Source organism: Francisella sp. AG1, assembly GCF_057683165.1.
Map to the genome: position 1 here is coordinate 192,041 of NZ_CM173135.1, position 21,900 is coordinate 213,940.

Sequence of the window (21,900 nt, forward strand, 5' to 3'; positions counted from 1 at the left end):
TTCCTATGAATTTAGATTTTATAAAAAGTAAAATTGTGGCAGTGCCTGATTTTCCAAAACCTGGTATTATGTTTAGAGATATTACCCCATTGTTAGCAGACCCTGAAGGGTTGAGAAAAACAGCAGCAGCAATGGCTAAAGAATTAAGTAAAAAAAATATTAAACCGACAATTATTGCAGGTACAGAAAGTAGAGGCTTTATCTTTGGGGTTGCTCTAGCAGAAGTTTTAGGTCTAGGGTTTGTGCCTGTTAGGAAGCCTGGTAAGCTCCCTAGAGAGACATATAGTGTTAGCTATGAGCTGGAATATGGGAGAGATAGTTTAGAAATACATAAAGATGCTTTTTCAAAGCATGATCAAGTTCTTGTTGTCGATGATTTATTAGCTACAGGCGGTACAGCAAAAGCGACTGTTCAGCTAATAGAAAAGACTCAAGCAAAGATTGCAGCACTTATTTTTGTAATGGAGCTTGATGGTTTGAGAGGTAGAGAAGTTTTAGAAGGTTATGACGTTTCGGCATTACTAAAATTTTAAAAGGTTGATATATGGCAAAGTATTTTGGTACAGATGGTATTCGAGGGGAAGTTGGTAACTCAACCATCACGGCAGAATTTGCGCAAAGGTTGGGTAATGCTGTTGGTTCTCTAATTAATGATAAAAACTATCCTAAATTTGTAATTGTAGCTCAAGATACACGTGGATCAGGAAGATTTTTAAATTTTGCATTAGTTTCAGGATTAAATGCAGCTGGTGTTGATGTGATTGATCTTGGTGTAGTGCCTACTCCAGTTGTTGCATTTATGACTGTAAAATATAAAGCTGCGGCTGGTTTTGTAATAACAGCATCACATAATAAATTTACTGATAATGGAATTAAATTATTCTCATCTGACGGTTTTAAGCTTAATGATAGATTAGAAGAAGAGGTAGAAGCTAAAATAGATGATGATTTTGTTTATCAAATAGATCATATGTTTGGTAGTTATAGAGTTTTAGAAAATTCAATAGCTGAGTACATTGAAGATATTTATAAGCGTTTTGGACAGTTAGTAGACTATAAAGGTAAAATTGTTATTGATTGTGCCCATGGAGCAGGATCAAAAAATTTTGAAGCATTGTTGAATAGGTTTGCTATAGATTATGTTTCGATTGCATCTAACCCAGATGGTTTGAATATCAATGTTGATTGTGGTGCAACCTGTATATCTAATATTAAAAAAGCTATGGTTAGGTATAATGCTGATCTAGGCATTTCTTTAGATGGGGATGCTGATAGAATAATAATAGTTGATGAAAATGGGGAAGAAATCGATGGTGATGGAATATTAAATATCCTTGCTCAACATAGTGATATTTGTGGTGGTACAAATGGAATCGTAGGCACACAAATGACAAATATGAGCTATGAGAATCATTATAAAAAAAATAAGATACCATTTATCCGCTCCAAGGTTGGCGATAGGTATGTGCTTGAAGAGCTTGTTGAAAATGGTTATAAGATTGGTGGTGAATCATCAGGACATATTATTAACTTGAATTTTGTAACAACAGGGGATGGATTATTTACAGCAATACAGCTATTAGCTATTTTTTCACAAGCTAATAAGCCGGTATCAAAATTTAGGCTTCAAGCTAAGCTTATGCAACAGACTTTAATAAATGTCCCATTAACTAAAAAAATTAATTCTACTGATTTGGAAAAATTAGCTTCAGATGTGGTGGAGGTAGAAAAGCGTTTAGCAGAAAGAGGAAGAGTTTTATTGCGGCCATCAGGTACAGAACCTGTTTTAAGAGTTATGGTTGAAGCAGATGATAAAGATTTAGCAACAATAGAGGCTGAATATTTGGTTGAACAAGTAAAACAAAAGTTGGTGTAGATATGCAAAAGTTAATAATGGGTAATTGGAAAATGAATGGTAATTCTGCAAGTATAAGAGAATTATGCCAAGGTATTTCTCAAGCTGAATGTGATAGTAAAAAAGTTACTGTTGCGGTATTTCCTTCAAGTGTATATGTAAAAGAAGTTATCTCACAATTGCCAAAACAAGTGGGTGTTGGGTTACAGAATATTACTTTTCAAGATGATGGCGCTTATACTGGAGAGTTATCTGCTGCAATGTTAGGTGATGTTGGCTGTGATTACTTGTTAATTGGTCATTCAGAGAGAAGATCTTTGTTTGGAGAAACTAATGAAGATGTATTTAAAAAGTTAACTAGAGTTATAGATACTTTTACAATACCTGTAGTATGTATAGGAGAGTCTCTAGAAGATAGGGAAAGCGGTAAATTAGAGAAAGTTTTGGCTACTCAGTTAGAACTTATTTTACAAGAACTATCTATTAAACAATTAACAAAAATAGTAATTGCTTATGAGCCAGTGTGGGCTATAGGAACAGGTGTTGTAGCATCATTAGAACAGGTCCAAGAGACGCATCAATTTATACGCTCATTGATAGCTAAAATAGATCAAAACCTTGCTAAAAATATGAAAATAGTGTATGGTGGTAGCCTAAAAGCTGGAAATGCTAAAGAAATATTAAGCTTGCCAGATGTTGACGGTGGTTTAATTGGTGGGGCATCTTTAAAAGCTTCTGAGTTTAACGAAATAATAAATCAAGCAAATAAAATATGTACGAAATAATTTTAACTATAGATATTATCGCAGCAATTGCGATTGTTGTTTTGGTCTTAATTCAGCAAGGTAAAGGCGCTGATATGGGAGTGTCATTTGGTGGAGGTGCATCAAATACAGTATTTGGAAGTAAAGGTGCTGCGTCATTTTTATTTAAGATGACAGTGTTTTTTACAGCATTGTTTTTTGTTTGTTGCCTTAGTTTGGGGTATATAGGAAAAAATTCAGGCACAACGGCTACAGCTACTGACTCATCTACTGCTGATAAATCAATAGATAGTCAATATGATCAGTATCAGAAAGAAGTTTCGCAAGCATTAACAGCTGGTAAGTCAAAACCCACTAATTCTAAGTAACTTTAGAGTTTATTTTTGCACCGGTGGTGGAATGGTAGACACGCCATCTTGAGGGGGTGGTGTCCAATGGACGTGCGAGTTCAAATCTCGCTCGGTGCACCAAATATAGTTTCTATCAAGTTTCAATAAATATCTAAAACCCTTTAAAATCAATGTTTTTAGCTAGTTTAGTAGCTTTGTGTAGTCCTAATGCATATTATCTAAACCCTTACAGTAAGCAAGTTACAGAGATTGAAAGCAAATGGTTAGGCATTGGAAGTATCAAAAATTAGAAAATGATGAGTATTCTTCTTTAGAAGAAAGCTTGCATGATGACTATGTACAAGTTTGTAATGCTAAATGTGGCACTGTTGCAACTATTCATTAAGTTATAAAAATAATTATGTCACTTTTCTTTAGATACATTTATGGTGTAAACATCAAATAATTCATTTATAAAATTAGCTTCGGTCCTATTTCTCATTTTAGTTAAAATATTTGCGACAGAACTCAAAAAGGAAACATTTTGCAATAAACTATATGACTCCAAATAAGTTTGAATATATACTTGAAAATGAATGGATAAACTGTTTCAAATTGATGGGATGGGTCAAATAGCTATTAGATAGAGTAGTTATTTAGGTGATTTTTATAGAAAAATAAAGCAGAAGAAATCAGCAGGCAATGTAATTATTGCGACTACTAAAAAGTTTCTTAAGAAATTTTTTTAAAACAATTTATTTAACAATAAAAAAATATAATTGGATCTTTGAAAATCTTGGGATCTACAAGGTTAAAAGTGTTTAACAATAGAGTTGAAATTTAACATAGGAGAATGAATATGTATCATGCGAAGCAAATTGACCACCTACCATATGATATTAAGAAAACTTTTGCAGATTTGAAGAATGATCCAAATATGAAGCAAGGTGATAATTATCGTTATCGTGCTTTTAGTGTGGGAAATATCTCTCAAGACAGTATTTCTATGAGCTCACATAGTGAAGTTTTTAATCAATCAAAAAAGCTAAACAATTATCAAGGAGGTATTGCTCGGCATTTTCCTTTAATTGAGACGCCTGTGGCACAATATGTAGCAAATAATATTATCTTGCAGCATATTTACCCATTGATTCCTAAAGAAAATTATCATTTTGGCATTCATCAAATTCGTATTGAAACCACAGATAAGGTTACTGGAAAACCAGCACCTGAAGGTATTCATCAGGATGGGTTTGATTATGTTTGTGTGATATGCGTAAACGTCAATAATGTTACAGGTGGTAATTCTGTGTTGGTTGATGCTAAAGATAGATCCCACATTTTATTTGATGGCATTTTAGGTTGTGATGAGATGATTTTATTTGATGATAAAGAGTACGCGCACTATGCATCTGCTATTGTGCCAGTAGTACCTGGAATTGGTTGGCGTGATGTATTTGTAATTACTTTACAAAAAACATTAAAACAATAATTGGAGGTATTATGTTAGATGTAGTAAAAATAAGGCAAGACTTTCCAGCGTTATCTAGGAAGTATAATGGGCTTCAGGCTGTTTTCTTAGATGGTCCAGGAGGTACACAAATTCCTAAACAAGTAATACAATCAATTAGTGAGTTCATGGAACAAGGTGTAGCAAATTTAGGAGGTTTTTACCCAACGAGTCAAGTTGCAAAGCAACAAATGTTTGACACACGTCAAGCAGTTCAAGCTTTGATCAATGCCAAAAGTGTTGATGAAATTAGCTTTGGTCAGAATATGACATCAATTACCTTTGCTATAAGTCGCGCTATCATAAATACGTGGCAGGCTAGTGATGAGATTGTTATTACAGATCTTGATCACGATGCAAATATTTCTCCTTGGGTAATTGGAGCAAAAGAAAAGGGTGCTACTGTGAAGGTGTTACCATTTGATACAAATACTTACCAGCTGGATATTGAAAAGTTTGCTCAGTATCTAAGCTCTGGTAAAGTAAAGTTTCTAGCTTTAACTATGGCATCAAATATCTGTGGTAGTATAACGGATATGTCAAAAGTAATGGCATTGGCAAAAAAACACAATGTACGCGTCTTTGTTGATGCAGTACATTTTATTGCTCATCATAAGGTAGATGTACAAGCTCTTGATTGTGATTGGCTTGTTTGTTCGGCTTATAAGTTTTGTGGACCACATATTGGCATTTTGTATGCTAAGGAACAAACTATGGCAGAAATAAAGCCCTATAAAATCCGTCCAGCTCCTGATGCTTTGCCTTTTAGTTTAGAAACGGGTACTCAAAATTTTGAAGCTTTGGCAGGGCTTCATGCAGCGATTATGCATAAAGCATCGCTATCAGAATCTGGTGTATCGTTAGCAGATAAACTTATACAAAGCATGAAAGCAATTCAGGAGCATGAGATGGTGCTGAAGCTGACGTTTATCGAAGCTATAAAAGCTATTCCAGAGATTAAAATGCATGGTGTAGATGTACCAGAGCAAAGAACACCTACATTTGCGTTAGAATTTATAAATATGGATTCAGCATACGTAACAAAGGTACTTGCAAGCCGAGGGTTTTTTGTCGGGCATGGTCATTTCTATGCACCTGACTTTATACGTAGGCTATCCTTGAGCAAAGAAAATGGTGTTGTAAGAATTGGTTTTTCATATTATAACACTGTAAATGAGCTAAGTAAGTTAATCTCATGTTTTCAACAACTGGTCACAAAAGTTAAACAAGATTGTGATAGAACCCCAATTAATAATCATGACAATAATCTTTCTCTAAAAACTTACAATAATTTCCTTTAAATGAGAAACTTATAGACCCAGTTTCTCCATTTCTATGTTTAGCTATTATTATCTGCTTGTCCTTTAGCTGCATTATTAGCCTCATTGTACACCTCTTCATGAGATACAGATTAACTATAGATATCCGTACTACTAGATCTTGGATAAACTTATACGAGACAACTGGTGATTATAAATCTAAGCAAGGCTTGGGTTGCGGTAGAGTAGCAACCTTTACAGATAAGGAAGCGATAGAAAGCTACTTAAGAACATATCCAGATGCAATGGCTTTAGATATTAGAGAAGCATTAGCTCCTGAAATACCTAGAAGCACATTTTATGATTGTCTTAACAGACTTGGTTTTAGTTTTAAAAAAAGACACCTAAATATAAGCAAAGAAAAGAACAAGATAGGCAAAGTTTTATAGAGGTTGTTGAGACTATTGAACCTAACAAACTTGTATATTTAGATGAAATGGGTATGGATAATAAACAGTCTGTACTAAGAGGATGGTCTCTTGTTGGTAAACCTAGCTATGGTGAAGTTATTGCTTATCAAACTCAGAGAAAAAGTATAGTTGCTGGTTATAACTATTTAGAAAAGAAGATTATAGCACCGCTAGAGTATACTGGATATACAGATACTCAAATTTTTAATCAGTGGTTTGAAAAGCATTTATGTCCTGAGTTAATTCCAAAGACTACTGTTGTTATGGATAATGCTAGTTTTCATAAGTCTCCTAAATTGGCTAAAATAGCAGAGAAGTTTGATATACAGATACTATACCTTCCTGCTTATTCTCCTGATTTAAATCCTATAGAAAAAATTTGGGCCAATTTTAAAAGAATTTTAAGAAAAGTAAATAATTCTTTTGATAATTTATCTGATGCTATTACTCACGTCTTTAGCACAATATTATCAGATTAACTATAAAAGCTCTTCAGGTTAAGGTCTGGTACAATGGAGATATTACATTGCGAGAGCAACGTACTTTAACTCTAGAAACACCGATGCAACTAGGAAAATTTCCATTTGATTCTCAAAAACTAAATATTTATATGATACCTTTTGGCAATAATGCTGATGAAGTTAAACTGATTGTTGATCCACAATCAAATGTGGCAATTAATGATTATATTAAAAATAATCCAGATGTGAATATTGCAGAATGGAATCTGGAGGATTATAAGCTTATTAGTAGAACCCCAACAGAAGATTATTATGGTGTATCAGCTAAATCGTCAAAATTAATTCTTCAGTTGGTTTTAGATAGAAAGCCAACTAACATAATCTGGAAGCTTCTTATTCCTTTGCTTTTATTAGTGTTAGGTATGTGGGCGATTTTTTGGATGGATCGAGGGGCTTTATCTGATAGATTAAATGTTGCATTTATCGGTATTTTATCTGTCATAGCATATCAATTTCTTATAGAGGGAGTGATGCCACGTATAGATTATTTTACTTTTACGGATAGCTTCTTATTAATATCATTTGCGATTTTATTTTCAACAATACTTGAAAGTTTGGGAGTATATTGGTTTATGAGTAGAGGCAAACAATCAAAAGCTTATTGGTTAGATATTATTTTTAGAATAATGTTTCCTGTGGGATATATCTTGTTGATTACGATTGCTTATATGGTTTATATTTGATCGTTATAGTTTGCTATTATATTGATTTAATGCTAGTTTTTTTTATGAATTTAAAAAAAATGTGGGAAAATATGAAAACGATAAGCTTGTTTTTTTCAATGGTTTTATTGTCTATGGTTTGTACGATTAGTATAGCATTAGCTGATGATATTCCACCATCTGGATCGATACCAATCGGCAAGATTGTAGCAAATATATATTCTCAAGGATATAGTGCTATATATGAAATAAAGTATGATGATGACGTTTATAAGGCTAAAGTTATTAATAGTTTTGGTAAGGAGCAGTATTTGTATATAGATCCGAAAACTGGCAGTGTTCCTGTTCCAAAATTAGACCCAAAAGGAATTAATATGAATTCAGCTATAAGCGCAATCCCTCAAGATAGATGTAAAACAATCATAAGTATAAAAAGTAAGAAAGATGTTTATGAAGTAGAGTGTGTTCGTGATGATAATCAAGAACTTAAGCTATTTGTTGATGCGATAAGCGGCAAGATTTTAAGAATAAGATACGCAGATTAAACGAAAAGATTAATAGTATCATTTAAAAATAAATATCCTTTGCTGGTTGGCTTGATTTTATTTTTAGAAAAATTTAGTAGACCTTTTTCTATTCCAAGAAACAGTCTTTGGATAATTTCATTTCTAGATAAAAAGGTTTGTTGTTCAAAAGTTTGAATATCAAAGCCATTTTTTAATCTTAGAGCATTTAGCATAAACTCATATACTAACTCATTTTTATTAACAATATTGAAATCTTTTATAAATATATTGGTTTGGGTATATATTTTTGGATGTTTATGTTTCCATACCCTTTTTATTTTTTTTGTCCTTAAATCTGTGATTTTGCTATGAGCGCCTGCACCAATTCCAATGTAGTCGCCAAACATCCAGTAGTTTGAATTATGAATGGATCTTAGATTATCTTTTGCATAGGCGGAAATTTCATATTGATTAAAGCCGGCTTTTGATAAAAGTTTCTTTCCAGAAATTTCAATGTTTTCTAGTGTCTCTTCATTAGGCAATAAAGGTGGTTTTGCAGCAAATAAAGTATTTGGTTCAATAGTTAGTTGATACCATGAAATATGAGTTGGTTGCATAGTAATAGCTTCAGATATATCAAATATTCCATCTTCTAGGGTTTGGTTTGGTAAGCCATGCATTATATCTATATTAAAGTTAGATATTTGAGAGTTTTTTATCTCTTCAATAGTGGTATAAACATTTTCACTATTGTGTATCCGACCTAGACTTCTAAGCTTTTCATCTTGGAAGCTTTGTACTCCCAAGGATATTCGATTAATGCCAATATTTTGATAGCTTAATATTGAACCTCTTTCAACTGTACCAGGATTCATTTCTAGAGTAATTTCACAGTTTGAATGGATCTTAGTATTATTTTTTATATGTTGCAAAACCTTATTGAGATATTCAGGTTTAAATAAAGATGGGGTGCCACCGCCAATAAAAATACTTATAATTTCTCTATTTTGTATATCATCAAGGTGTGTATTAAAATCATTAATTAACTGTTTATAATATTGTTCAGTAAGATAAGTATCATCTTTTATTGTATGTGAGTTGAAGTCGCAATATGGACATTTACGCACACACCATGGGAAATGAATATAAATACTGATTTGTTTATTTATTTCAAACATTATGTTTATGCCTTAAAAATTAAAAATTTGCTCACAATAAAAGTATAAATAGCTACTAATCCCATAGTTATAAATAAGGCTAATAAATATTGAATATTAAGAATATGTAGTAGTACATAATATATAGCCTCATTTAATGCTAGACCAATCATTACGTTTATAAAAAATTGGGAAGCAGCTTTTTTATGAGATTCTGTAGTCGTTGAGAATGTAAGGAAACGATGGCCAAAATAACTAACATTAAAAGCAATCAAAAAAGCAAAAAAATTTGCAACTAAAGGTTTGAAGATATTTTGCTCAACAAGTAACCAAACGATAATCATGTTTGTTATAGAGGCTAAAATACCAATGATGATAAAGAAAATAATCTGTTTTTTTAACATTGTTTATAGAGATTTGCGAAAGTTATTTATATTATAACTATTAGAAATTATTTTATAAGAGAAAGTTAAAGTGGAAATAACTAAATATCAATTGGGTGTGGTTGAGGATTTAACATCGTCTGCTTTGTATATGATGTTTAATCTTAAAAAAAATAGTGATACTAATTTTGGTCTAAAGATTCTACAGAGATTTGTTGATGGTAGAAGTGTAGTTGCAGGATTTGGTAATAATCTTTTAAAAATGTTTGATATTACTCAAGGTGAGAATTTTGAGAGAGCTAAGTTTAAGGATGATAAAATTTCAGACAACGATGGTTTTGATTTGGTACTTTGGTTAAAGGATAATGATAGCGGAGAAGTTTTTAATAGTGCTATTAGTATTAGAAAGGCGCTTGAAGATTATTTTGAGTTTAAGCAAAGTGTGAGAGGCTTTACCTATCGTAAAAAATATGATTTGTCAGGATTTGAAGATGGCATAGAGAATCCTCAAGATGATGCAATATTGCCTACAGCTATAGTTTTAGATGGGAGTCTTGAAGGTTCTAGTTTTTGGGTATTACAACAGTGGATACATGATTTTGATTGGTTAAATAGTGTTAGTCAATCACAAAAAGAAGAATGTATTGGTCGTTCGTTAGATGATTCTCATCAGTTTGAAAGGCTTAAAGATTTTGCGCATGTGAAACGTTCAGCTAAAGAAAATTTTTCACCAGTGGCAGAGACATTGCGTAGGTCAATGCCATGGGCTGATGATAAGTTGCAGGGAGGTTTGATGTTTTCAGCATTTGCTACATCTTTTAGATCTTTTAATTTGCAGATGGCCCGAATGCTTGGTGCAGACGATGGGGTAATTGATGGGATTTTCCAGTTCTCTAAGGTGATGGAGACAAATTATTTATGGTGCCCCCCATTTAAAAGAGGTAGGTTAGATTTGTCTTTGTTTAATAATTGAAATTTTGTAAAGTGGCGAGAAATTTATTTTGTATACAAATACACCTTAACAGGTTAAAATATAGGCGTATTTTTCAAAATTAATTAGTATCTACGGAGGTTAATGTATGTCTGGTATTAAAAATATCACTAAGCTTCAGATAGAGGACAAAGGAAATAAATATTCTCTATATAGCTTAAAGAAGCTTTCTCAGGAACTTAATAGGGATGTAAGCCGTCTTCCTTATTCAATCAGAGTTTTATTAGAAAACCAGTTAAGAAATATTGATGGTTATAAAGTAAAAGAAGCTGACATGCAAAAGGTGTTAGGCTGGGATGCAAAAGCTAGTTCAAGGCCAGAAATTCCTCATATGCCGGCAAGAGTTGTGATGCAAGATTTCACTGGTGTACCTGCTGTGGTAGATTTAGCAGCAATGAGAAAGGCCATAAAAGATGCAGGTGGTGATGCAAATAATATTAACCCTTTAGTAGATACAGCTATGGTTATTGATCATTCTGTGCAGGTTGATTTTTATGGAACAAAGACTGCTTTGGCTCAAAACGTAGCAAAAGAATTTGAAAGAAATGGTGAGAGATATAGTTTATTAAAGTGGGCACAAACTTCGTTTAATGATTTTACTGTTGTGCCACCAGGAATGGGTATTATCCACCAAATCAATTTGGAATATCTTGCAAAAGGAGCCTTGGTTAAGAATATTAATGGTGAAAATATAATTTATCCAGATACTCTAGTAGGTACTGATTCACATACTACTATGATTAATGGTATTGGTGTAGTAGGTTGGGGTGTTGGTGGTATTGAGGCTGAAGCTGTAATGCTTGGCCAACCTTATTATATGGTGTTACCTGATGTTGTAGGCGTGAAACTTACTGGTAAATTGCGTACAGGTGTAACAGCTACTGATTTAGTGCTTAAAATTACTGAGATACTTAGAAAACATGGTGTAGTAGGTAAGTTTGTTGAGTACTATGGTGAAGGTATAGATAATCTCACCCTTCCAGATAGGGCTACTATTGCGAATATGGCTCCAGAGTATGGTGCAACTATTGGCTTTTTCCCTGTAGATGAAGTTACATTAGATTTTTTTAATAATACCAATCGTAGCGAACTTACAGATGCGGCTCGTGATATGTATAAAGAGCAATTGCTATACAGAGAAAATTCAGTAGAAGAGCCAGAGTACTCTAGTATTGTTGAACTTGATATGTCTGAAGTTGAATCTAATTTGGCTGGTCCTAAACGTCCACAAGATAGAGTAGCTTTTCATGATATGAAGACAGCTTTTGCTGAGGCGTTAGTACATGAGCAAGGTTTGCACGGTTTTGGATTAACTCAAGAAGATTTGACAAAATCTGTCGAAGTTAAAGGCACAGGTGAGCAGATTACACATGGTTCATTAGCGATTGCTGCAATCACATCTTGTACAAATACTTCTAATCCATCATTGCTTTTGGGTGCAGGCCTTTTAGCTAAAAAAGCGAATGAGAAAGGTTTAAAAGTTAAACCTTTTGTAAAGACTTCTTTAGCACCAGGTTCTCAGGTTGTTACTCAATATCTTGAAAAAGCAGAATTACTTCCAGAGCTTGAGAATTTAGGCTTTAATCTGGTTGGTTATGGTTGTACTACTTGTATCGGTAACTCAGGACCTTTAGATCAGCCTGTTATTGATGCTATCAATGAAGCTGATTTGGTTGTATCTTCTGTAAGTTCAGGAAATCGTAATTTTGAAGGACGTATAAACCCTTATGTGAAAGCTAACTACCTTGCATCGCCAATTCATGTAGTAGCTTATGCATTGGTTGGAACTGTTGATTTTGATCCAGTTGAAGATGCTATAGGTGTTGATGCTGATGGTAATAATGTGATGCTTGCAGATATCTGGCCAAGTAATGAAGAAATTGCTGCAATTCAATCTAATGTAGTAAATGCTGAAATGTTTAAAAAGGCTTATGCAACAGTACTTGATGGCACAAAAGACTGGCAAGATCTTCAGGTTCCAACTGGTCAGCTTTATGAGTTTGATAAAAAATCCACTTATATTCAGTGTCCTAACTTCTTCGAGAAGTTTGCTGAAGGTAATGATGATTTAGATATTAAAGGTGCTCGGACATTATTGATGCTTGGGGATTCTGTTACTACAGACCATATATCACCAGCAGGTGCAATCCCAGAAGATTATCCAGCAGGACAATATTTAAAATCACATGGTGTTGATAAAAAGGATTTTAATTCTTATGGATCACGTCGTGGTAATCATGAAGTTATGATGCGCGGAACGTTTGCAAATATTCGTATTCGAAACTTACTACTTGATGGAGTTGAAGGAGGATATACGAAGTATCATTTTGATGGTACACAACAGTATGTTTTTGATGCTGCAATGAAATATAAAGAAAAAGGTATCCCGTTAGTTATATTAGCTGGTAAAGAATATGGTACAGGTTCATCACGTGATTGGGCAGCTAAAGGGACATTCTTATTAGGTGTAAAAGCTGTAATTGCAGAAAGTTATGAGCGAATTCATCGTTCAAATTTAGTTGGTATGGGTGTATTACCATTACAGTTTATGGAAGGTCAGTCTGCTAAGACATTGGGTTTTGATGGAACTGAGATGTTTAATATCAAAAATATCAATGATATTAAGCCACGCCAAATAGTCGTTGTAGAGGCTGTGCATCCAAAAACTGCCCATACAACTACCTTTGAAGCTTTGGCACGTTTAGATGCTGATGTAGATGTCGACTATTTGAAAAATGGTGGTATTTTACAAACTGTACTTAAAGATATGATGGAATCAACCGTATCAGGAAGTTCAGAAGGCAAAGCTTCTGCTGAATCATCAGAGACATCTTGCCCATTTGCAAAAATGGCTAATTTCTTTAAAAAAATATTTAAATAAAATATCTTGTATCTTTGAGTGTTAGTTTTTTTATAGCTATTATTCTAAGTTTTTATTTTAAAATCTTCTAAAATAACCTAAGGTAAATACTTGTTCTATATAAGCATTGGATCTTAGTTCCTTTATTATCATTATGATAAAAGTATCAAAAATTATTTTATTAATTAATTAATAATGATACAGTCTTATTATTGCTATTAATTTGAATTTTGTTCTATATGATAAGAAAACTACTTACTATTTGTGTACAAAAAAAAGCTTCTGATTTACATTTATCTTCTGGTTGTAAGGCAAAGTATAGAATAGATGGAGATTTGATTGATATTGAATCATCTCCAGTATTAAGTGATAAAATGATTTCACAAATGTTGTTAGATATCATGACAGATGATCAAAAAGATGAGTTAATAGAAACTTATGAATGCGATTTTTCTATTGATGATAAGGATAATGATGCTCGTTTTAGGGTAAATGCATTTTTCCATAATAGGGGATATGGAGCAGTTTTCCGTAGGTTAGAAAATAAAATTCCTACTCTAGATCAGTTTGGCGCCCCTGCTGTGCTTAAGACAGTTCAGGCTAAAAAAGGTGGTTTGATTCTTGTAACTGGGCCAACAGGGTCAGGTAAGAGTAGTACATTGGCTGCATTAGTTAATGAACTGAATCAAAAGGAGGAGTCACATATTTTAACGATTGAAGACCCTGTTGAATTTGTTCATATAAGCCAAAAAGCGTTGGTTAACCAGCGTGAGGTGAAAAGAGATACAAAGAGCTTCAATGCGGCTCTAAAATCAGCACTTAGAGAAGATCCAGATTGTATTCTTGTTGGTGAGATGCGTGATTTGGAGACTATACGACTTGCTTTAGAAGCAGCAGAGACAGGACATTTAGTATTAGGGACATTACATACAATGTCAGCTATAAAAACCGTTGATAGAGTGATATCAGTATTTCCACCAGCTGAACAAGAGCTTGTACGTAATATGTTAGCAGAATCTCTAGAGATTGTTATTTCTCAAAGATTATTAAAGCGTAAAGGTGGTGGGCGAGTAGCTGGATATGAAGTTTTAATTTCTAATTCTGGAATTAGAAATATGATTAAAGAAAATAAACTTTCACAAATATATACGGCTCTGCAAACAGGCACATCTAAAGGTATGGCTACTATGGAACAAAGTATCGAAAATCATCTCAAAGCTGGAGTTATAACCTCAGAAGAGGCTGCTAAATATATTATAGTGAGGTGATCTGTCTTTTAGCAACTAAGGTATGCAAAATAATAACTGAAATAAATTTCACTAAAGCTTAGTAGCTTAATTTTTCTTTGACTTTACCTCTGAAAATATAATATGCGTAGCTAGTATATAATAGTAGTAGAGGAATCATTATAATCGCTGGTATTAATGTGAATAAGAGAGTAGTTTGGCTAGCTTCAGCTTCTAAATATGTCATTTTATAAGGTATGATATATGGGAATATTAGAGTTAACATACTTACATAGGTAAGTATGAAAATAGCTACAGCAGACCAATAAGGTAAAGCATGGTTTCTGGCTTCAATAACCTTAATGAGTATGAAAAAGCTAATTATTGTTAGTACAAATAATTCTCCTAGTATTGCCATTTTATATAAATTATCTAATGGAAGTTGTACATATACAGGGGTTATGATGCCAATTATCAACATTAAGAAAGCTAATATTTTGCAGCATTTTTTTGCATACTTCTTGGATTCTATTAACAGTTCTCCTTCTGTTTTTAATATTAGGCGAGTAGCTCCTAATAGCATATATCCAAAAATTAAAGTAATACCTGTTAAAAATGAAAAACCGATACCAGAAAAGGTACTATGAGGGAAGCCTATTATTAATTTACCGACAATATGACCTTCTAAAAATGTTGCTATTAATGAAGCTATGAAAAATAATTTATCCCAATTTTTTATTCCTCTTGGTGAAGATTTCAACCTAAATTCAAAACAAATACCCCTAAATAGTAGCATAACCACAAGCAGTACTGCTGGCATATAAATTTTAGGGAAAATGTATGCGAATGCGATAGGAAACATACCATAAAAACATGCGAGTGAAAAAACTAGCCATGTTTGGTTACCATCCCAAGTTGGCAATAAAATACTTGTAGCAATATCTTTTTGGTCACTATTAAAAAATGGGAATAATATACCCACTCCTAGAGCAAATCCATCTAATACTACATAAAGTAGTAATCCAAAAGCAATTATACCCAACCAAATTAGTCCTAAGTCCATAATTTATTCCTCTTCTTTATTAGTGCTTTTTTCAACTGATTGAAAATATGAGTATGGCATACGCTCTTGAATCCCAGTATCTGGTCCAGCTTTAATAATTTTGAATAAGTATTTAAAATAAAAGAATCCAAAAATAATGAAGTAAACAATTATAATTGAGGCAAGTGATATGAAAACTTCCCAGAAGTTAATATCACTTACAGAGTATTGTGTTCGGAGAATATTGTATACAACCCAAGGCTGTCTACCAAACTCGGCAGTGAACCATCCCGTGATAATAGCTACAAACCCAAGTGGTGTAGATAGTGTACAGAGTTTAAGGAACCATTTGTGACTATATATCTTTTGCTTAAATAATAAGCCTGTACCAATTACACCAATTAAAACCATTAATAACCCAATACCAACCATTATTCTAAAACTATAAAATACTACAGGTACTATAGGCCTATCTTTTTCTGGGACAGATTTTAAACCAACTAATCTACCATCTAAACTATGCGTATTTATTAAAGATGCTAGCTTAGGAATTTCGATAGCAAATAAATTTTTTTCTTGAGACTCACTTGGGTAGGCAAATAATACTAGAGGAGCACCTTCTTGTGTATTCCATACTCCTTCCATAGCAGCAGTTTTCAGTGGTTGATGCTTATGAACTTCAAGCCCAACTTCATCTCCCACAAAAAGCTGAGAGAAACTTAGGATTAGGATTGAAACTACTGAAAATTTTATGCATGTTTTTGCAAAAGAGTGAAATTTATCCTTTAAAATAAAGTAGCAACTGACCCCTAATATAACCACTAATGTACTTAGGTATGATGCTAGAAGCATGTGGATAAATCTAGGTATTACAGATGGGTTGAAAATTACGTGATACCAGCTATAGACATCAAATTGTCCATTTATATATTTCACACCATCAGGAGTTTGCATCCATGAATTTGCTGATAAAATCCAAAATGCTGATAAGGTAACACCTACAAATATTGTAAAGTTTGCTATGAAATGGACATGTTTATTGATTTTACCCCAACCAAAAATCATAATGCCTAAAGCTCCTGCTTCGATAAAGAATGCAGTTAGAACTTCATAGGTAAATAAAGAACCAAGTACAGGACCAACTTTTTGAGCAAAACCTGCCCAATTAGCCCCAAGCTGGAATTCCATAACTATACCTGAGACAACGCCCATACCAAATGTTAAGGCAAATATCTTTGTCCAAAACTTAACAATTGATAAATATTTATCTTTTTTTGTAATTAACCATAGTGCTTCAAAGATCATTAGAAAAGTTGATAACCCAACACTGAAGGCTGGAAACAAGATATGAAAACTAACTGTGAAGGCGAATTGAACTCTTGATAGAATCTCGACCCAGTACATAAGAAAACCTCTTTTATATTATTTGTTAAACTAACTGCATATAGGCTTTTGATTACTATTTATATTTTTTTAAGTTTAGCCATATGATGAATTATTTGGCATTATAGCTGAGAGAGCATATTTTAACTAAATATTTCTACGCTAGAAGAATTTCATATTTTTAAGTTTTTTTCAAGTAAATTATAACAAATATTAAGAGCAAATGATGTTATATGTCTTGGTTTATATTTATAATATCTATATTGGGTAAAATTATTTAGAGGTGTTTATGAAAATATTAATAGCGGGTGGGTCAGGCTTCATTGGTAGAGAGCTATCAAAATATCTTAGTAGTAAACATGAATTATCTCTTTTAACAAGGTCTGATAAAAATAGTTTAGAAGCGTATCACAAGCTGATTACTTGGAACATGTTAGATCAAGATTTAATATCTGAATATGATATAGTTGTAAATTTGTGTGGTTATAATATTGGAAAAAAAAGATGGTCTAAAGCTGTCGAAAAGAAGATAATATCTAGTCGTATTGATCCTACTAAGAGGCTAGTGAAATTGATTGGCGAAAAAAATATTTGGTTAATTAATGCTAGTGCTATAGGGTTTTATAACTTTTCCAAACTATCGCAAGATGAGGATAATCACAGTAGAAACTATGATAATCTCACGTTTGGTCAAGAAGTTGTGGATCAGTGGGAAAAGTGCTTAATTGACTCGGAGATGAAAAGATATACAATTTTACGTTTTGGTGTTGTAATTGGTCAAGGTGGAGTGCTTGAAAAGATGTCAATGTCAGCTAAATTTGGTTTTATAACTATGTTTGGTGAAGGGGGGCAATATATGAGCTGGGTAAGTATTTATGATTTGGTTAGAGCTTTTGATTTTATTATAGATAAGAAGCTCAATGGCAAAAGCATATTTAATATAACTGCTCCAAACGCATCACAGCATATAGTTTTGGTTAAATTATTAAGAAAATATTTAGCAAAAAAATATATTATTAAAATTCCAGAACCACTTGTTAAATTTATCTTTGGTAAGATGGGAGAAGAGTTGCTATTATCAAGTCAGAATATTAAATCTACAAGATTAAAACAATTAGGTTTTTATTTTGTAGATTCAAAGATACATAAAGCCTTAGAAAGGTACATCTAACTTTAATTATCCATAGGAATTTTAACTGTAACAGTAATACCACTTTGTTTAATATTATTTTTTGCATAAATTTGGCCATTATGTAATCTGACAATTTCTGTGGCGATTGCTAAACCAAGTCCGCTTCCTTCTTCACCTGTACCTGTCTCACGATAAAACCTATCAAAAATTCGACCAATATTTTCTGTAGGAACGCCGATGCCATTATCTTTTATTTCAACTATAATATTGTTGTTTTTTGCATATGAATAGATTTCTACTAAACCATTAGGCTCGGTATATTTGACAGCATTCATTATTAAGTTTTTGAACAAAATCCTAAGTAAATAATCATTGCTGTAACAAAAAAGTTGTTTTTCACAAGGATAGAAAGATAGCTCAATATTTTTTTCAATGGCTTTCATAGCATTATCTGCGATTAAAGTTTCAAGAACTGTATTAATCATTAATTTTTTACCAAAAGTAATTTGTTCATTTGGTTGGATTCTACTTAGCGTTAATAGTTGATCAATTATATGAGAATATCTATTGGTCAAGTTTTTAATTCTTTCTAATTTTTGTTTGATTTCATCTATATTATCTGAGGTAAGTGCTATTTCTACCAGTGTCTTGACACCAGCTATAGGGGTTTTTAGTTCATGTGCAGCATCTCCTGAGAAATGTTTTTCTCTTTCGAGTGTTTGGTGGAATTTTTCTATCAAAGAGTTTATTTGTTCAACGATAGATTTGATTTCATAGGGGACAATGTTCTCATTTAGTTTTTCATTTTTACGGGGGTTTATTTCACCAACACGTTTGTTAATTCTCTCGAGGGGATGGAGTGCTGTTTTTAAAATATAGTAAATAAAAGCAATTAGTACAATATATGTGGCAGCCAGAAGTATAGCAAGTTTAAAAATTATTTGTCGTGATATCTTATTCTTTACTGCATTGTTTGCAAAGACAGTTATAATATCGTTGCTATCTGTTTTTATAGTATAAGTTTGCCACTGTTTTTGTTTGCCATTTTCTACTGTATATAACCATTCAAAACCAGGCATTGAAATAATTTGTTTATATTTTTCATCAGAAATATTAAGGTTGGATGTTTTAAGTAATAATTCTTTATGTTTACCATCATAGACGATAAAGCCGACACTATCATTATAGTTTTTGATATTTAAGAAGGAGGTTGATAGTTTGTTTGCTATCATGTGGGTGGTACTCTCATCATCTTCTAAAGGGTATATTTTTAAAACAGTATCAATAACTTGAGCAGCTGTTTTTAGTTGGTAATCAAAGAGAGTGTCATTTTGGTGTTTGACTTGATAGAAGCTAAATATAGATATCACAAGCATAAAAACAGCAAAGAAACTTGCAAAAGATATAACTAGGAAACTTAGGATCGAGCCTTCTTTTTTATTTGTTGAAAACATATGTTTTATAAAATTATTTATCTCTATTGAGTAGTATAAAGAATTTTGAATTTTATTATTAGTTTTATAATTGTTATAATCATTTGCATTAGTTATAAATTATAAAAAATATAGTTTTTTGGATTAAATGAGCAGGATAGCTAGACCTATTTATACAAAGTATTATGAATGTGCGACATTATACTTTTATACCGAAGAGACGTATGAGTTTGACTTGCTTATAACGTGTCCTCATGCTGAGTTTGGAAAAAATTTTGTTGAGTTTGATTTTCCTGCTATCGGCCAGCTAGTTAAATTAAGTAAAGAAGATTTTGATGATTTTCTCTCAATAGAGTATGATTTTGGAACACACTCTCTTAGCCATGCTATTGCTCAAAAATTATATTCGGATTATGGTTTATATACGTTGATTGTTGAGCCAAGCTTCCCTCGCTCTATATTAGATGCTGGAAGGTTGTACCCTAATTGTATAAGAAATATTATAGACTATGACCAACATCCTGAGCTAAAAGACTCTATTGTGAGTTTATATAATCAATATATGCAAAAACTATGTCACGTTGTAGCTATTGCTAAGGGTTATAAAGCTCTTTCGATAGATTTACATACGATGTCTAGTTATTCTCCTAACATAATTCAAGAAAGATATTCTGAAGCAATAAAAGAGACCCCAGACACCCTTGAAAAGTATATTGATCTATATAAGAATGCTCACAAAGATGGTGAGAAACGTGTAACAGAACTTTTTACAGGAGATGCACGTAATGGAATATTTGCCTCAAAAGATCTCTTAGAAGCTTTATCATTTGAGCTACAAAATGTTGGAATTGAAATACAGTATGATAAGCCATATATATTAGCTGAACATCTTGTAGCACATTACTTAGTCTGTGAGTTAGAAGCAGTTTGTATTGATATTCCTAAAGATCTTTTATCTAAACTTACAACGCTAGATCATAATTATGATATTTCAAAACTTGAAATTAATAGAGAAAAATTAGCTTCTGTAGCTACTATCTTTGCTAAGGCTATTGCTAATACACGCAAATTACAACAATTAAAGGGTACATAAATCTATGGTGACTAAAGCAACAAATGTTATTTCTGAAAAAATTTGGGGTAAGAAAGCTATTCATATACCAAATACTACAGATATTTATGGAGCGAAGCTTGTAAGCTCATTTGTAAATAAATATGCCACACGCACATTATGTCTTTTAGCAAAGGATCATAAAATAATTTTGCCCAAAAAAACTGAATCAGAAGTTAAGAAGATGATTGATTATTTCAATGAAATTGGTTTTAGCTATATTAGTATGGATAATTTTATATTTGTAGACAAACTTATGGAAAATTATAAACTTTCGACTATTGTTATGAATTTTGCCGATCAAATTCCTGAATTTAGTAATCCAGAATATACACATTTAGTCCCATTTACAGCAGCAACGGCTATTGAACTTTTAGGGATAAAGTACAAGAAAAATCATGGGCTTTCTGAGGCTCTTTCACAGTTTCTTAATGACAAGTCTTTCTTAAGGCAAATGTTACATGAAAAAGGCATTTTAGTACCAAGTGTAAATATTATATCTACAGTAAGTGACGATGATTATTCTAAAAAAGCCCTAGAAGTATATCGTGAATATGAAAATAAAGGTATATATGAATGTGCGGTTATTATGCCAAGAGCTTGCTCAGGGTATGGGATTCATAGGTTTGAGAGTGAAAAAGAGTTAAGAGCTATTTTAAAACTGATGAGAAGGGTCGAAGTTTTTATGATAGATCCTTGGCTTGATAATCTTGGATCTCCAGCTTTCCAGGTAAGCATTGCAGATAATAAAGAAGATGATATTTGTCTTGGGCTTAGTGATCAAATGTTGGCTGGCCAAACACATTTAGGTAATAAATATAAATCTAGATTTAGTGATGAACCATCAGTTATTGATATGTGTGACCAGATGACAGAGATATTAAGAGAAATGGGTGTCAGAGGAATAATAGGTGTCGATCTTCTTATTCGTGAAATCAATGGTCAAATAGTACCATATGTATTAGAAGTAAATGCACGTCAGACAGGAGCTATATATGCGGGGTTTTTAGCATATGAACTTCGTAATGGTGAATATAAGCCTTGGGTTGGGCATAATAATGTTACTGTACCAAAAGGTTCATCTATAAGTGATTATCACAATTATCTTAAATTGAATGATATTGACTATAAGCTTGGCGATGACGAGGGTGTTATTATTACTTGTATAGGTAATCTTAATTTAAATAGTAAAATCATGATTTTAGTTATTGCAGATACTGATAAACGCCTTGATGAAATTCTTGATATTGCGACTTCTTTTAAATAAATCTTTTCATTATCTTTTTATCTAAACTATACTTGATAT

20 protein-coding genes, 1 tRNA gene and 1 pseudogene are annotated in these 21,900 nt (G+C 32.5%); 17 read left to right on the top strand and 5 right to left on the bottom strand.

Annotation, left to right across the window (positions count from 1 at the left end; all coding sequences use genetic code 11):
- The first annotated feature begins 5 nt into the window (after positions 1-5).
- The 11 genes and pseudogenes from ACR0PV_RS00880 to ACR0PV_RS00930 all read left to right on the top strand — a co-directional run bounded on the left by ACR0PV_RS00880 (position 6) and on the right by ACR0PV_RS00930 (position 7,915).
- The gene (locus ACR0PV_RS00880) at positions 6-533 is read left to right on the top strand and encodes an adenine phosphoribosyltransferase (protein ID WP_488173181.1); all 528 of its coding nucleotides are present in this window, start codon (positions 6-8) and stop codon (positions 531-533) included.
- Between the two features lie 11 nt (positions 534-544).
- A complete protein-coding gene (glmM, locus tag ACR0PV_RS00885) occupies positions 545-1,876 on the top strand; it encodes a phosphoglucosamine mutase (protein ID WP_488173182.1) in 1,332 nt (443 codons plus the stop codon).
- A gap of 2 nt (positions 1,877-1,878) precedes the next feature.
- The gene (gene tpiA / locus ACR0PV_RS00890) at positions 1,879-2,640 is read left to right on the top strand and encodes a triose-phosphate isomerase (RefSeq protein ID WP_488173183.1); all 762 of its coding nucleotides are present in this window, start codon (positions 1,879-1,881) and stop codon (positions 2,638-2,640) included.
- Positions 2,628-2,987, top strand: a complete 360-nt coding sequence (gene secG, locus ACR0PV_RS00895; RefSeq protein WP_488173184.1) for a preprotein translocase subunit SecG — start codon at positions 2,628-2,630, stop codon at positions 2,985-2,987. The genes tpiA and secG overlap by 13 nt, the downstream gene beginning before the upstream one ends.
- A gap of 17 nt (positions 2,988-3,004) precedes the next feature.
- Positions 3,005-3,089, top strand: a tRNA-Leu gene (locus ACR0PV_RS00900).
- Positions 3,090-3,228: 139 nt separating this feature from the next.
- Positions 3,229-3,354, top strand: a complete 126-nt coding sequence (locus tag ACR0PV_RS00905) for a hypothetical protein (protein ID WP_488173185.1) — start codon at positions 3,229-3,231, stop codon at positions 3,352-3,354.
- A gap of 447 nt (positions 3,355-3,801) precedes the next feature.
- On the top strand, positions 3,802-4,440 hold the full coding sequence (locus ACR0PV_RS00910) for a 2OG-Fe dioxygenase family protein (RefSeq protein ID WP_488173186.1): 639 nt from the start codon (positions 3,802-3,804) through the stop codon (positions 4,438-4,440).
- 11 nt (positions 4,441-4,451) lie between these two features.
- Positions 4,452-5,759: a cysteine desulfurase-like protein gene (locus ACR0PV_RS00915; protein WP_488173187.1), complete on the top strand. Its 1,308-nt coding sequence runs from the start codon at positions 4,452-4,454 to the stop codon at positions 5,757-5,759.
- 116 nt (positions 5,760-5,875) lie between these two features.
- Positions 5,876-6,666: pseudogene (locus ACR0PV_RS00920) on the top strand (IS630 family transposase); the annotation flags it as partial.
- A gap of 2 nt (positions 6,667-6,668) precedes the next feature.
- Positions 6,669-7,391 carry a ligand-gated ion channel gene (locus ACR0PV_RS00925; RefSeq protein ID WP_488173926.1) on the top strand — a complete coding sequence of 241 codons (723 nt, stop codon included), beginning with the start codon at positions 6,669-6,671 and terminating at the stop codon, positions 7,389-7,391.
- A gap of 44 nt (positions 7,392-7,435) precedes the next feature.
- Positions 7,436-7,915, top strand: coding sequence for a PepSY domain-containing protein (locus ACR0PV_RS00930; protein ID WP_488173188.1), 480 nt, complete (start codon positions 7,436-7,438; stop codon positions 7,913-7,915).
- On the opposite strand, the gene hemW is transcribed toward ACR0PV_RS00930, so the two are convergent.
- Positions 7,912-9,054: a radical SAM family heme chaperone HemW gene (hemW, locus tag ACR0PV_RS00935; RefSeq protein WP_488173189.1), complete on the bottom strand. Its 1,143-nt coding sequence runs from the start codon at positions 9,052-9,054 to the stop codon at positions 7,912-7,914. The two genes, ACR0PV_RS00930 and hemW, sit on opposite strands and share 4 nt — an antisense overlap.
- A gap of 5 nt (positions 9,055-9,059) precedes the next feature.
- Complete coding sequence (locus tag ACR0PV_RS00940; protein ID WP_488173190.1) at positions 9,060-9,437, bottom strand: GtrA family protein; 378 nt, start codon at positions 9,435-9,437, stop codon at positions 9,060-9,062.
- 70 nt (positions 9,438-9,507) lie between these two features.
- Between ACR0PV_RS00940 and ACR0PV_RS00945 the strand changes: the two genes are divergently transcribed.
- From ACR0PV_RS00945 to ACR0PV_RS00955, 3 genes are all read left to right on the top strand, one after another.
- Positions 9,508-10,389, top strand: coding sequence for a Dyp-type peroxidase (locus tag ACR0PV_RS00945; RefSeq protein ID WP_488173191.1), 882 nt, complete (start codon positions 9,508-9,510; stop codon positions 10,387-10,389).
- Between the two features lie 106 nt (positions 10,390-10,495).
- Positions 10,496-13,288, top strand: a complete 2,793-nt coding sequence (gene acnA, locus ACR0PV_RS00950) for an aconitate hydratase AcnA (RefSeq protein ID WP_488173192.1) — start codon at positions 10,496-10,498, stop codon at positions 13,286-13,288.
- Positions 13,289-13,506: 218 nt separating this feature from the next.
- Positions 13,507-14,535 carry a type IV pilus twitching motility protein PilT gene (locus ACR0PV_RS00955; protein ID WP_488173193.1) on the top strand — a complete coding sequence of 343 codons (1,029 nt, stop codon included), beginning with the start codon at positions 13,507-13,509 and terminating at the stop codon, positions 14,533-14,535.
- A 58-nt stretch (positions 14,536-14,593) separates the two neighbouring features.
- On the opposite strand, the gene ACR0PV_RS00960 is transcribed toward ACR0PV_RS00955, so the two are convergent.
- Both ACR0PV_RS00960 and ACR0PV_RS00965 read right to left on the bottom strand, forming a co-directional pair.
- On the bottom strand, positions 14,594-15,556 hold the full coding sequence (locus ACR0PV_RS00960; protein ID WP_488173194.1) for a cytochrome d ubiquinol oxidase subunit II: 963 nt from the start codon (positions 15,554-15,556) through the stop codon (positions 14,594-14,596).
- Positions 15,557-15,559: 3 nt separating this feature from the next.
- Positions 15,560-16,939, bottom strand: coding sequence for a cytochrome ubiquinol oxidase subunit I (locus tag ACR0PV_RS00965; protein WP_488173195.1), 1,380 nt, complete (start codon positions 16,937-16,939; stop codon positions 15,560-15,562).
- Positions 16,940-17,207: 268 nt separating this feature from the next.
- On the opposite strand from ACR0PV_RS00965, the gene ACR0PV_RS00970 reads away from it, so the two are divergent.
- Positions 17,208-18,089, top strand: a complete 882-nt coding sequence (locus ACR0PV_RS00970; protein WP_488173196.1) for a TIGR01777 family oxidoreductase — start codon at positions 17,208-17,210, stop codon at positions 18,087-18,089.
- Positions 18,090-18,091: 2 nt separating this feature from the next.
- Here the strand turns inward: ACR0PV_RS00970 and ACR0PV_RS00975 are convergent, their stop codons facing one another.
- Positions 18,092-19,504 (bottom strand): sensor histidine kinase, encoded by a 1,413-nt coding sequence (locus ACR0PV_RS00975; RefSeq protein WP_488173197.1) that lies wholly within the window; start codon positions 19,502-19,504, stop codon positions 18,092-18,094.
- Positions 19,505-19,631: 127 nt separating this feature from the next.
- On the opposite strand from ACR0PV_RS00975, the gene ACR0PV_RS00980 reads away from it, so the two are divergent.
- Together ACR0PV_RS00980 and ACR0PV_RS00985 are read left to right on the top strand one after the other, a co-directional pair.
- A complete protein-coding gene (locus ACR0PV_RS00980; RefSeq protein WP_488173198.1) occupies positions 19,632-20,576 on the top strand; it encodes a hypothetical protein in 945 nt (314 codons plus the stop codon).
- Positions 20,577-20,580: 4 nt separating this feature from the next.
- On the top strand, positions 20,581-21,861 hold the full coding sequence (locus tag ACR0PV_RS00985) for an ATP-grasp domain-containing protein (protein ID WP_488173199.1): 1,281 nt from the start codon (positions 20,581-20,583) through the stop codon (positions 21,859-21,861).
- The last annotated feature ends 39 nt before the right edge of the window (positions 21,862-21,900 follow it).